This is a genomic window from Cyanobium sp. BA20m-14 (assembly GCF_024346295.1).
This window is the reverse complement of sequence record NZ_JAGQCR010000083.1, coordinates 1-11917: the sequence shown is the minus strand read 5'-3', so window position 1 is coordinate 11917 and position 11917 is coordinate 1. Positions and strand designations below refer to the sequence as shown.

13 protein-coding genes are annotated in these 11917 nt (G+C 66.4%); 6 read left to right on the top strand and 7 right to left on the bottom strand.

Annotated elements, in window-relative coordinates; genetic code table 11:
* On the top strand, window positions 1–235 hold a 235-nt coding region (locus KBZ07_RS09320), incomplete at its 5' end, for a 4Fe-4S dicluster domain-containing protein (protein ID WP_254931352.1).
* Window positions 235–708, top strand: coding sequence for a hypothetical protein (locus KBZ07_RS09315; protein WP_106632293.1), 474 nt, complete (start codon window positions 235–237; stop codon window positions 706–708). The genes KBZ07_RS09320 and KBZ07_RS09315, both read left to right, overlap by 1 nt.
* On the opposite strand, the gene KBZ07_RS09310 is transcribed toward KBZ07_RS09315, so the two are convergent.
* Window positions 705–2699 carry a lytic transglycosylase domain-containing protein gene (locus KBZ07_RS09310; protein ID WP_254931351.1) on the bottom strand — a complete coding sequence of 665 codons (1995 nt, stop codon included), beginning with the start codon at window positions 2697–2699 and terminating at the stop codon, window positions 705–707. The genes KBZ07_RS09315 and KBZ07_RS09310 overlap by 4 nt on opposite strands.
* A 55-nt stretch (window positions 2700–2754) precedes the next feature.
* Here KBZ07_RS09310 and KBZ07_RS09305 point away from each other — a divergent pair, with 55 nt between their 5' ends.
* Both KBZ07_RS09305 and glmM read left to right on the top strand, forming a co-directional pair.
* Window positions 2755–2970 carry a hypothetical protein gene (locus tag KBZ07_RS09305; protein WP_106632295.1) on the top strand — a complete coding sequence of 72 codons (216 nt, stop codon included), beginning with the start codon at window positions 2755–2757 and terminating at the stop codon, window positions 2968–2970.
* A gap of 96 nt (window positions 2971–3066) precedes the next feature.
* Entirely contained in the window at window positions 3067–4473 is a 1407-nt protein-coding gene (glmM, locus tag KBZ07_RS09300; RefSeq protein WP_254931355.1) for a phosphoglucosamine mutase, read from the top strand.
* Here the strand turns inward: glmM and KBZ07_RS09295 are convergent.
* Genes KBZ07_RS09295 through KBZ07_RS09280 form a run of 4 tightly spaced genes read right to left on the bottom strand, consistent with a single transcriptional unit; the run spans window position 4460 to window position 8714 of the window.
* Window positions 4460–5434 carry a BadF/BadG/BcrA/BcrD ATPase family protein gene (locus KBZ07_RS09295; protein WP_254931350.1) on the bottom strand — a complete coding sequence of 325 codons (975 nt, stop codon included), beginning with the start codon at window positions 5432–5434 and terminating at the stop codon, window positions 4460–4462. The two genes, glmM and KBZ07_RS09295, sit on opposite strands and share 14 nt — an antisense overlap.
* Window positions 5427–6722: an IctB family putative bicarbonate transporter gene (locus KBZ07_RS09290; RefSeq protein WP_254931354.1), complete on the bottom strand. Its 1296-nt coding sequence runs from the start codon at window positions 6720–6722 to the stop codon at window positions 5427–5429. Before KBZ07_RS09290 ends, KBZ07_RS09295 begins: the two co-directional genes overlap by 8 nt.
* A 31-nt stretch (window positions 6723–6753) precedes the next feature.
* Window positions 6754–7443, bottom strand: a complete 690-nt coding sequence (gene trmB / locus KBZ07_RS09285) for a tRNA (guanosine(46)-N7)-methyltransferase TrmB (protein ID WP_254931353.1) — start codon at window positions 7441–7443, stop codon at window positions 6754–6756.
* Window positions 7444–7445: 2 nt separating this feature from the next.
* Complete coding sequence (locus tag KBZ07_RS09280) at window positions 7446–8714, bottom strand: FIST N-terminal domain-containing protein (protein ID WP_254931349.1); 1269 nt, start codon at window positions 8712–8714, stop codon at window positions 7446–7448.
* Between the two features lie 35 nt (window positions 8715–8749).
* Here KBZ07_RS09280 and KBZ07_RS09275 point away from each other — a divergent pair, with 35 nt between their 5' ends.
* A complete protein-coding gene (locus KBZ07_RS09275) occupies window positions 8750–9403 on the top strand; it encodes a DUF3177 family protein (protein WP_254931348.1) in 654 nt (217 codons plus the stop codon).
* Window positions 9404–9449: 46 nt separating this feature from the next.
* A complete protein-coding gene (locus KBZ07_RS09270; RefSeq protein WP_254931347.1) occupies window positions 9450–9776 on the top strand; it encodes a hypothetical protein in 327 nt (108 codons plus the stop codon).
* A 9-nt stretch (window positions 9777–9785) separates the two neighbouring features.
* Here the strand turns inward: KBZ07_RS09270 and KBZ07_RS09265 are convergent, their stop codons facing one another.
* Both KBZ07_RS09265 and KBZ07_RS09260 read right to left on the bottom strand, forming a co-directional pair.
* Window positions 9786–10265 carry a cupin domain-containing protein gene (locus KBZ07_RS09265; protein WP_396123991.1) on the bottom strand — a complete coding sequence of 160 codons (480 nt, stop codon included), beginning with the start codon at window positions 10263–10265 and terminating at the stop codon, window positions 9786–9788.
* 14 nt (window positions 10266–10279) lie between these two features.
* The coding region (locus KBZ07_RS09260; protein WP_254931345.1) for a class I tRNA ligase family protein at window positions 10280–11917 on the bottom strand (1638 nt) is incomplete at its 5' end.

The following is an 11917-nucleotide window of genomic DNA, read 5'->3' as shown; positions in this document are numbered from 1 at the left end:
AGCCTGGCTAGAAAGTCAGGGACTTGGGCTCAACCGGGCGCCGGGTCAGATAGCCGTAGACCGCAGTCTCTGTATCGACTGCGGCCTCTGCTCGAGCGTTTGCCCCAGCGGTGCCCTCAGCTTGACCCAGCCGGCTTGGCAGCTGCAATTCGATGCGCAACGCTGCTTGGTGTGCGAACAGTGCATTCCGAGTTGCCCTCTGGATGCGATTTCCCTGGTGCTGGCTCCCCCGTGATGGCGATGTTGCGTCTGCTGTTGCTGCCCTTGCGGGCGCCGATGCTGCTGGTGCTGGTAGTGATATCCGTTTACGAGGGCTTGCAGTGGAGCCAGCCGCTCGAGGGTGCGGCAGCGTCGGGGATGGGGCAGTTATCCAGCTTGTTCTGGTCGCTTGACTGTCTCCACGCCTTGCTGGTGGTGGTGGTGTGCACCATGCCCGACCTGCTGCTGCAGCGGATTTCCAATTTGATGGCCGCCAGTCGGGTGATGAGCCTGGTGATCAGCCTGTTGATCGTCACGGTGGGTGGCCTCTATCTGCTCCACCTCAAAGTGCTCACGAATGTGCTGATCCTGGGCACCACTGTGTTGTTGGCACGCCTCGATCTAGCTCGGATTCGGGTGGCACCCCCGCCGGTGCTCCTGGCAGGGGTGCTGGGTGTGCTCGTGTTGTCAGGGGCATGGGTAGGCCGCTGGCTGGCAAGCGGTGGCTAGCAGCTAGCCAGCGGCCTCTCTTGGAAGTTCCAAAAGTTGCCGAGCACTTTTTTGACGTACAGCCGGGTTTCCGGGTAGGGGATGGCCTCTATCCATAGCTCCGGTTCTTGTTGCAGTTGGGGTGTCACCCAGCCAGAGGTGGCACCGGGGCCGGCGTTGTAGCTGGCAGCCATAAGCACGGGGTTGCCCTGCCACTGGCCCAGCAGTTGCTTTAGGTAAAGCGCGCCTAACTGGGCATTGCGGGCTGGGTCGGTGAGGTCATCGGCTGCCAGGGGCGTGCCGGCTAGTTCGGCGGCGGTGGCCGGCATCAGTTGCAGCAAGCCGACGGCACCGGCGCCGGAGCTCACCCCCGGGCTGAAGCGCGATTCCTGTTTGGCTACGGCTGCCAGCAGGGCTGCCGGCACCCCGGCGGTTGCGCCAGCCTCCTTGAGCTCTGCCACGAAGCTGGCGGTTTGCAGGTCGAGCTCAAGCTGTTGGGCCAGGGCGCAGTTTGCATTCACCGGTAGGCGCAGGCTGGCTTGCTCGAGTTGGCCGAGTCCTATCCAGTGGTCTCCCACGGCCCGGCGTAGCCGGCCTTCCGTAATCAGCTCCTGGGGACTAGTGGGGGGGGAACTCCGCTCCGTGCGCCAGTGCTCCCAGGCTTCCAGGGGTTGGCCCAGGCGCCAGAGCCGGTCGATCTGCCAGTCGCCGCTGCCCAGGGGGTGCCATTGGGGTTGCACAAGGGCCGGGCTGCTGCGGGGATCGAGGTTGAGATCGCCGCGGCCTAGGCGCACCGCCGCCCGCCAGCCGTAGTAGCCGCCGGGATGCTGTTTGGTCAGATCAGTCCAGGTGCGTTGTGCTTTGGCGGTGGCGCCTTGCTGCTTCTGGCTGAAACCCAGCCAGAAGCGCTGGCGTCCCACCAGCCCCACCGGCAATTCGCGACCGATCGGCGCACTCAGCAGCGTTGTGGCCGTTGCCCATTGGCGCTTGAGCAGGGCCTGACGGGCTTGCTGCCACTGCAGTTCCCAGCTGGCTGGATCTTTGGGCCAGCGCTGCAGCACCGCCAGCGTCGCGCCGATGTCGCCACTCTCCATTGCCCGCCGCGCCTGCACCGGGGCCGTGGCTTGCAGGGCAGAGGGCAGCCCCTTCAAGGCCTGGAGAGCCCTGGGCCCGGGCTGTTCGCTGAGCAGGGCTGCGGCCTCGCTGGCCTGGCTGGAGCGCGGCGCGGATTTGGCCAGTTGCAGCAGCAGACTTTCGGCCTGGGCCTGCTGCTGGCTGCCGCCACCGAGTAGGGCCCGGCTGAGGGCTAGCTGGGTTGCTGGGCTCGGCGGACTGCCCTTGAGGCAGCTCAGGGCAGCGGCCGAGTCGCCTAGCTGGGCCAGGCCCCTGGCCAATTGGTCCCGCTGGCTAGGGGTAGCTGCTGCCGTCTTGCTCTGGCAGGCCTGGCGCAAGCGTGGCCCCGCACCGGGCCAGCGCACACCGTGACGGGCCAGGTGCAGGGCTGCCTGGAGGCGATCTGCGTCGCTCGGGCCCGCCTCCACGGCGGCCGCGAGGGCCGCGGGATGGGCGGCGAAGCGGCTGCGTAGTTTCTGCCGCAGCTGGGGCTGCTGCCGGCCCAGGGCATAAAGCCCATCGGCTGAGGCGGGCGTGTGGGGGAAGCGCCTCACAAGCTGCTGCCAGCGTTGCTGGGCGGCTTTCTGATCACCCAGGGCTTCGGCGGCCAGGGCATCGCGTTTGAGCACCAGGGCGGCTAGCTCATCGCCACCCCAGCCCTGGCCGCGCAGCAACCGGCGCTCGCCGGCTAGGTCGCCTTTTGCCTGGCGCGGCAGCAGCAGCAAGCTGGCCTCCCGCCGCCGTTCCGGATCGGGCGAGAACCGCCGCAGGCGCTCCAGGGTTGGGGTGGGTGTGCTGGGGTCTGGCGCGGGAATCAGGGGCAGCAGTGCCCTGCCGCCCACCAAGGCGGCGCCGCTGCCCAAGCAGGTGAGGGCCAGCAGCAGGGGGAGGCGAGCCAAGGGCAATAGCGGCGCAGCTTCGGCATTCTGGGGAGGTGTGAATCCCACTTAGCTGGTGCGCCTGCCCTCCCTACCCCCCTATCTCTCAACCTTGCCTGGGGCTGAGCAGCGGTTGCGGGCTCTGCGGGTGCTGGCGGTATCGGGCCTGGTGCTGCTGCTGCGCCCTTTTTGGCCATTGAGCTGGCTGCCCGGCTGGGTGGTTGGTGCGCTGCTGCTCTGGACGATTGGCGAACTGGTGCTCTGGATCTGGTGGCCCCGCCGCTGGCGCTGAATGGGCTCAGGCCCCTACCTGGCCCAGGCCAGCCATGGTGAGCGCTTTGCAGCAGCCCACGTAACCTGGACATCACTGAGGCATCTGCTGCTGCCCATGGCCGACCTGGCTCCCCATCCCGTTGGCCTGCCCCTGCGGGGTGGTGTGGCCGGTTTCGGGACCGATGGCATCCGTGGCCGGGTGGGAACCCAGGTGAGCCCGGCTTTGGCTTTGCAGGTTGGCTTCTGGTGCGGCCAGGTGTTGCCCCAAGGGGCGCCGGTGCTCATCGGCATGGACTCCCGTAGCAGTGGCCCGATGCTGGTGGCGGCGCTCACCGCCGGACTCACGGCTGCAGGTAGGGAGGTATGGACCCTGGGGCTATGCCCTACGCCAGCGATTCCTGGCGCCATTCGCCGTCTTGGCGCGGCTGGAGGTCTGATGGTGTCCGCCAGCCACAACCCCCCTGAAGACAACGGCATCAAGGTGTTTGGGGCCTCCGGCGCCAAGCTGAGCCGCGGCCAGCAGCAGGCGATCGAGGCTGGGCTGCAGGGGGTGGGGGCTGGACCGGCAATAGGTGCTTCCGGCGGCTTCTTGGGCACAGGAGTTGTGCACGACCGCCCCGATTTACTGGCCGACTACCAGCGGTCCTTGGTGGCGAGCGTGATGGGTCGGCGCTTAGAAGGTTGCAAGATTGTGCTGGACCTCTGTTGGGGCTCGGCTTCTGCCTGTGGAGAGGCGGTGTTTCGGGCCTTAGGCGCGGAACTCACCGTGTTGCACGGCAAGCCGGATGGGGCGCGCATCAACGTGGACTGCGGCAGCACCCACCTTGAGCCGCTCAGGCGCGCGGTGCTCGAGAGCGGAGCCAGCATGGGTTTTGGCTTCGATGGCGATGCAGATCGGATGCTGGCGGTCGATGGCCGGGGCCGGGTGGTGGATGGTGACCAGATCCTTTATCTCTGGGGATCGTCCCTGCTTGATGCGGGCCAGTTGCCGGCCAATCGCATCGTTGCCACGGTGATGTCAAACCTCGGTTTTGAGCGTGCCTGGCAGGCCAAGGGAGGGGTGCTTGAGCGCACCACCGTTGGTGATCAATACGTTCACCAGGCGATGGAGCAGATGGGCGCTGGCCTCGGTGGCGAGCAGTCGGGCCATATTTTGTCGGCCCGCCATGGCATGAGTGGCGATGGACTGCTCACCGCTTTGCAGGTGGCCACGCTGTTGCACCGCAGTGGCCAATCACTGGCCGACTGGATGGATAGCAGTTTCAAGCCCTACCCCCAGACCCTGGTGAATGTGACGGTGCCAGACCGGCAACGGCGCCAGCAGTGGCAAGCCTGCGAGCCGCTGCGGCTCGCCGTGGAGCAGGCGGAGATTGCGATGGAGGGACAGGGCCGGGTGCTGGTGCGCGCCAGTGGCACCGAACCACTCCTGCGGGTGATGGTGGAGGCCGCCGATCAGCAGCTGGTGGACCACTGGTCAAGCCAGCTGGCTGCTGCAGCGGAGCAGCACCTCAACGCGGCCTAGCTTCCAGGCATTCCCGAGCCAGGCTCAGGGCTCCGCTGCAGGCATCTGCGGCGGGGATCTGCAGTTGAGCGCCTGGGCAGCACTCCTCAAGGCAGGCCTCCAGCCGGCAGCGCAGCAAGGCAAGGTGCTCCAGCGCCCCGCCCATGGGCCACACTCGCGGGGCACTTAGCTGCAGCCTTGTGCAGATGGTGGCTGCCATTAATGCCAGGGCCTGGGCGGAGCGCTCCATAACGGCGGCGGCGCCAGCATCACCCTCGCTAGCGGCGACTGCCACCAGCGGTGCCAGGCGGGCAAAGCCCGCGGCCCCGAAGCCAGGCTCCACAACCAAAGCTTTGATGGCCTGAGCGGCCTGGGGGTCGCCTGTGCTCACATTCAGTCCTGCCCAGATCCGGGCTCGCAGGGGCGAATCGGGCTGCCGTCCATCCGCCATCGCCAAGCTGAGGGCTAGGCCATCCCTGCCGATGTCCGTGGCCGAGCCAGCCCCATCTAGCAGCCAGCCCCAGCCGGAGCAGCGGTGTTCCTGGCCTGCCGGATTGCGCCCAACGGCGATGGTGCCAGTGCCGCTGATCACAACGATGCCGCCCTGGTGGTAGTTGCCCATGGCTCCGCGCAGGGCAGTGCGCTCATCTCCCGTGACTACTACGCGCTCCAGGGGTAGTTGCAGGGCCGCGGCCGCCAGCTGACAGCCCAGCTCCTGGACGGAGCTGCCCACTTCGATGCCACTGGCGCCAATGCCGGCGGCTAGCAGGGGCGTGCCGGTGTGCGGCAGGTGCAGGCGGGCCTGCGCCAGGCTGACTTGAAGGGCCTGGCGGAAGCGGGCGGGGCCGTCGGCTGCGGCCAGATGGCACACCCCAGGCCCCTGGCCTTCACCCAGCATTTCGCCACTGCAGGCATCGCTTAGGCGACAGCTGGTGTGGGTTTGGCCGGCGTCGAAGCCGGCAATCAGGCTTGGCTCAGCCACGACCTTCGGCGCGGCTAGCTCCGGCCGCCAGGGTGGCGATGCAAAACCAGCCGCTCAGTTGCACCTCCGGCCGGAAAAAGATCGTGTCGGTTAGTCCCTGCACCGTGAGCCCAGCAATTACGGCGATCGCCGCCAGGGCCGGCAGGCTGAAGCAGCTATCACTGCGCCAGAGGCTGGTGGCGCTGCGCAGGCTGGCCAGCAGCAGGCCGATCCCGGCCAGCAGGCCAGGAATGCCGGCTTCTACTGCCAGCTCCAGGGGGATGGAGTAAGCGCTGAGCGCGTTGAACTTGGGTTGCTGAAACAGTGGATAGATCTGGTTAAAAGCGTCGTTGCCGGGGCCGATGCCAAGCCACGGGCGGGCCTGGACCATATCCAGGGCTGCAAGCCAGACGTTGATGCGGAAGTTGTTGGAGCTGTCTTGCCGGCCGGCCACCAGGCTCATCACCCGCACCCGCAGCGGCTCCACCTGGGTAACCAGCACCACGAGCAGGGCAGCGCCGCCTAGCAGCAGCAGCAGGGGAAACAGGCGCCGCCAGAGCAAGGGCCAGGCCCGGGTGGCGCGCACGGCCAGCAGCAGCAAGATCACGGCCGCCTCGGCCACCAAACCCATCCAGGCGCCGCGGCTGAAGGTGAGCACTAGGGCGGCGACGCCCAGCACCAGGGCAGTGAGGGCAAAGAGCTTGCGGGCTCGGCCCGGCCAGCGCAGCAGGGCCACGAGGGCTAGGGGCAGCACCGGCAGCAGATACCCCGCCAGCAGGTTGGGGTTTTCGAGGGTGCTGTAGATGCGCACCGTGCCATCGGCCACGGAGTTGGGGTCAGCCCAGCGGGCTAGTTCGCCGCTGTCGCCGTAGAGCTGGCGGATGCCGATCACGCAGGTGACCAGGTTTCCAGCCAGCAGCGCAGCCACGATCCGGTCCCACCAGACCGGAGCCAGGGTCAGCAGTTGGCGCATCAGGGCGTAGACGCCCAGATAGCTCACAAGTTTGACCAGCCCCTTGGCGGCGGCCAGGGGCACCGGTGAGAAACCTGTGGCCAGCAGGGCGATGGCCAGGATCCCCAGAATCCAGCGGTCGATCTCCACCAGCGGTCCAGGGGTAGTGGTCAGGGCCAGCAGCAGCCATAGGAGGCCACTGGCCAGCACCAGCAGGCTGAGGCCGCTGCGGGTTACCAAGGGCAGGCCAACCATCAGGGCGCAGAGCACCAGGCCGGCTATCAGGGTTAGCTGCCGCCCCAGGGGACCACTGTCAGCGCGCTGCAGGCAGCCCTGCCAGCGCAACAAAATTGGCATTGGGGGGGCGCTCAAGGGGTGCAGCCTGGCTTCAGGCCCGATTATCAACCGCTTCGAGCTGATCTTCCAGGTTGGTCAGGCCTTCCAGGTTGCGGTCGTTGCGTTGGTAGAGCACCCGGTAGACCGGCAACCCCTGGCTCAGCACGTAGGTTTCGCGCTCGGTTGGAACCGCCAGGGGGTTGCCGGCACGCCAGGGGCGCCCATCAGCGGCCGGGCGATCGAAGCCGCCGCTGGCCTCGATCAGCTGCACCATCGGTGTGATCACCGCCAGCACATCGCTCTGAATAAACAGCTCACGGCCAGGCCCCAGCGCCTCGGCCAGGGCCAGCAGGAGGGCGGGCTGCAGCACCCGCCGCTTTTGATGCTTTTGCTTAAACCAGGGATCTGGAAACTGGATGGTCACCCGCTGCAGCAGCCCGGCTGGCAGGGCCACCAGCCAGTCCTGCAAGCTGATGTTGGCGTTGCAGAACAGGTAGTGGAGGTTGCCGAGCCCCAGGGCCTGGCGGTCGGCTTCGGCGGCATCCACCAATGGCCGGCGGATTTCAACACCTAGATGGTTGCAGTTGGGCTGGTGCTGGGCCAGGGCCAGTAGGAAGCGGCCGCGGGCGCAGCCAATGTCCAGATGCAGGGGGAGATCCGGCTGACTGAAAAGCTCAGCTGGCGGCGGCAGGGGCCGGGGTAGTTGGAAAAAGCGGCTGAGTGGATTGACGTGCTGGCGCACCATCAGCCCTCTCCGCGCGGCACCAGGAAGGCCAGGCTGGCGGTGTAGCCGTGCAGATGGGTGCTACCGGCGACCGGGCCGATTTCGCCGTTGCAGAACGATCCGGCGATGGGCACCTGATCAAACACTTCCCGGCACAGTTCCACGTCGCCATCGGCGCTGCCGTAGAGCCCAACGCCACGGCCTAGGCAGGCAAATAGCAGGGCGGCTAGGGGCTCCGGGTTGCGACCCCGCTGGCTGGTCAGCAGCTGGCGCAGTTCCAGTCTGGAGGTGCTGGCATCGCGCAGTTGGAACTGCACCTGTTGTCCCACCCGCATCCGTTCAGCCACGGCTACGGCTCCGTTGCGGGGGTCGACACCAAGCAGGTTGCGCACCAGAAAAGCGGTGGGACCATCTGGATCTGCGGCGCTGAGGCTGAAGTTGCTACGGCCTACGCCTAGAAACAGCGAGTGCTTCACCAGCTCCCGCTCCTCGGGATTCAGATCCGTGAGGATCGACTGAAGCGCTGCTACAGGGCTGCGGCGGGACTGGCCCTGGCTCACCTCCAGCACCACGTTGCGCTGAACTTGCTCCACATCAAAAACCGGCCCGATCGGCCGGCAGCCCTGGGCCACCACCGGATCGAGTTGCCAGGCTCCACCAATGAGGCAGCCGACGGCACCGCGAACCACCTGATCTCCAAACAGCAGGGAGCCATGGCCGGCACTGTGTGGGCCGGCGACGCCGCCAATTTTCGCCGCCCCTGGACAGGCGTAATCCAGGCCACTGATCAGATCGTTGATCCGGGAGCAGCTGGGATCCACCAGCAGCAGCATCGAGGGGCTGGGAGCTGCTGGCGCATCGAGCAGGTCGCGCCAGGGATCAGCCGGGCCGTCGAGGTCGGGAAGGGAGTCGGTATCAATCGCAAAAGGGTGGAGCTCGGCGCCAGGTAGGCGCAGCAGGGTGACACTCAGGGCTGGTTTGTTCTCCAGCTCATGGGGGGTGCCGCCAGCATCGGTGCCCACCACCCCACCGCCCAGGCAGCCAAGCCAATGGCTGGCTGGGAGTTTCTCCTGAAGTAGGGGCAGCAGCCGGGGCAGGTCGCTGGCGTAGCTGGCTGCGACGAAGACCAAGGCCAGATCTGCTGGACCGGCCCCCCGCAGCTGGCTGGCGATCTCTTCAACCGACGCCTGCAGCGAGGTTTCGCTGGCCAGGGCGGTGCGGCACCAGGCCTGGGCTGGACGGGCTCCGAAGGTGCGGGAGAGCCAGCTGGGCAGGGAGAAGGCGGCCATGACTTGGACCCTATCGCTTGCCGGGGACGCGGATAATGGCGCCTTACCGAACCACACGCGTGCTCGCCGCCCTACCAGAACCTCTGTACCGCTCCTTGGTGTGGCTCGATGTCCGCCTGGCGATGCTGTTCAGCGTCGGCTTGCCCCTAGTGCTCCTGATCTGGGCGTCGGTACGCAAGGAGGGATCCTTGGTGCGCCTGCTGGGGATTTATTGGAAGGTGGCCAGCCTGTTGCTGCTTGCAACCCTGCTGCTCACCGACCGGAGGCCCCTCGGCTTTGTGGTTTTGCTGCTGGCCCAGCTACTGGTGGTGCTGAGCGTCTGGTTCTGGGTGGATCTCAACGAGGAGCTGGCCGACCTGCCGCCCTGGCGTCCCTTGCCCCTGACCCTGCGCATCTGGCGCTGGAGTCTCACGGTGTGGGCCGTGCTTGGCGCCCTGCTTACTGCCACGGCCCTGGGCTGTTTGGCCCCCGGAGGCTTGGCCCAGTCCCGTTGCGCCGCTTGGATTCAGCCGCCCCTCGGCCTGCACCAGCATGTTGAGGGGCTGTTTGCCTTCATCTTCGGCGGCGAATGGACCCCTGCCGTGGCCGCCTTCATCGGTTACGTGGGTTTGGTTGCCTATGTGGTGGGACTGTTGCAATGGCTGCTGGTGCGCTTGCCCAAGCAGGGGCGAATCGCTGGCGATTTTTGAGGATCAGCCGTATTGCTTCCCCTGCCGCCCCGCCTTCTCTCTGGCCATGACCCTCTCCGCTGCATCCGCGATGGCCCTGCTCGCCAGGCTGGAAGAATTGAGCCGGGAGCGGCCCGATCGGGTGCTGCGGCTCAGGGGCCAGCTTCAGTTGGCGGCAGGCCCGCTTGAGCCCTACGAGCTGCTGATTTTTCGCGGTTTTTCGAGCAGCACCACCCACCCCACCGATTTCGATCCTGACAAGCCACTGCTGCCCAAGGGGGCGGTGATCGAAACAGCTGAATTACTGCAGGCCCCCCTGAATCCGGCCTCGGAACAGCTGTTGGCTGGGCCCGTTTCCCCTGAGGTTTTCCTTGAATCCGGCGGTTGGGATTGAGCCCCCAGATCAGCCCATCCCAACCAGGCGGCGCCAATCACTGCAGCAGGATTCCAGCTGGGCGGCGTGGCACTGCAGCTGGGTCTGGCTGGCTAGTTCGAAATCGACGAAATCAAAGCCTGGGGCCACTGTGCAGCCCACCAGGCTCCATGTGGTGTTTCCAGTTACGGGTTCAGCTGCGAACCAGCTGCCAGCAGGCACTACAACCTGGGGCCGTTCTCCGGCGCTTAGATCAAGCCCAAGCCTGCTGACGCAAGCCTGGCCATCCGGGTGGAGTTGATAGATCAGGAGCCCGTCGCCGCCATGGTGGTGCCAGGCCTCATCGGAGCAGATCCGATGCCATCTGGACCACTCGCCTGCGGCCAGTAAGTACAAGATCGCCGTGCTGGCGGCCCTGGGTCCCCGCGGCGTTTCCACCACCTCACTTGACCGGTAGGTCTCGCGGTAGTGGCCACCCTCCGGATGGGGCTGGAGTTCCAGCCGCTCAATCAGTGCCTTGGCGTTCAGGACAGCACCGCCACGCAGCGACCGCAGAGGCTGGGATGGGCGCTGTGCTGGCCGATGTCGCTTTCGTAATGCCAGCAGCGCTCGCATTTTTGACCTTCTGCCTTGGCAATGCGAACTGTGATGCCGTTTTCGCTGGCTTCGGCCAGCAGCTCGGCAGGCGCTACGCCGCCTTCCTTGAGGCCCGACACCAGCAGCCAGTCGGCCAGGTTGTCGACGCTGGGGTGGCTTGAGCTGGCCAGCCAGCGCAGGGCCTCCGCCGTGTTGGTGCTGCCTGCTTCCAGCTCCAGCTGCACCTGGGCTTCAAGCGAAGCACCCAGTTGGCCACTGGAGCGGCAGCTCTCCAGTTGGCGATTCACCAAAGATCGCAACTCCAGGATTCGCTCCATCGGCGCCTCCAGTTGCGCTTGGCGCCAGCCATCGGGGGCCGTGGGCCAGCCCCGTTCGAACACCGAGGTTTCGGCTACCGGGTAGGGCAGGTTTTGCCAGATGTCCTCGGCCATATGGCAGAGCACCGATGCGATCAGCCCCGCGAGACGCTCCAGCACCAGGCTCAGCACCGTTTGGCAGCTGCGGCGGCGGAACTCATCGGCTCCGCTCACGTAGAGGCGGTCCTTGGCGATGTCGAGGTAGACGTTGGACAGGTCCACCACGCAGAAGTTCTGCAGGGCTTGGAAGAAGCGGTAAAACTCATAGCGCTCGAAGTCTCCAGTCACGCTGTCGATCAGGGCGGCGGTGCGCTGCAGCATCCACTGATCCAGCAGGGGCAGCTGGTCGTAGGGCACGGCATCGCCGCCTTCAGCCTGGGGGCGCGGATCGAAGTCGTGCAGGTTGCCCAGTAGGTAGCGGGCCGTGTTGCGCACCTTGCGGTACACATCCGCCAGCTGCTTGACGATCCCAGGCCCCAGCGGCACGTCGGCCGAGTAATCCACCGAGCTCACCCAAAGCCGCAGCACATCGGCGCCGTAGGCAGGCTCTTGCTTTTCGTTCTTGCCGCCCTCCACCAGCACCGCCGGATCGACGACGTTGCCCAGCGATTTGCTCATCTTGCGGCCCTTCTCATCGAGGGTGAAGCCGTGGGTGAGCACCCGCTTGTAGGGGGCGTGGCCATTCACGGCCACTGAGGTGAGCAAGCTGCTCTGGAACCAGCCGCGGTGCTGATCGCTGCCTTCTAGGTAGAGATCGGCGGGGTAGTGCAGGCCGCGCTCTTGGAGCACGCCAGCCCAGGAGGAGCCTGAGTCAAACCACACGTCCATGGTGTCGCTGCCCTTGCGCCAGTTGCTGGCTTCGGCGGCGTAGGCCTCAGGCAGCAGGCCTGCCTCATCGCGCTGCCACCACACATCCGCACCGTGCTCGGCGATCAGGGCCTGGATGTGGCCCAGGGTGGCTTCGTTGAGCAGCACCTCACCCGTTTCGCGGTGATAAAAGACGGGGATCGGCACGCCCCAGGTGCGCTGGCGGCTGATGCACCAGTCGCCCCGATCGCTCACCATCGCTTCAATTCGGTTGCGGCCGCTGGCAGGCAGCCAATCCACCTCGGCGATGGCGCCAAGAGCGGCGGCGCGGAAGCCCTCCACTGAGGCAAACCATTGCTCGGAGGCTCGGAAGATCGTCGGTTTTTTGGTGCGCCAGTCGTA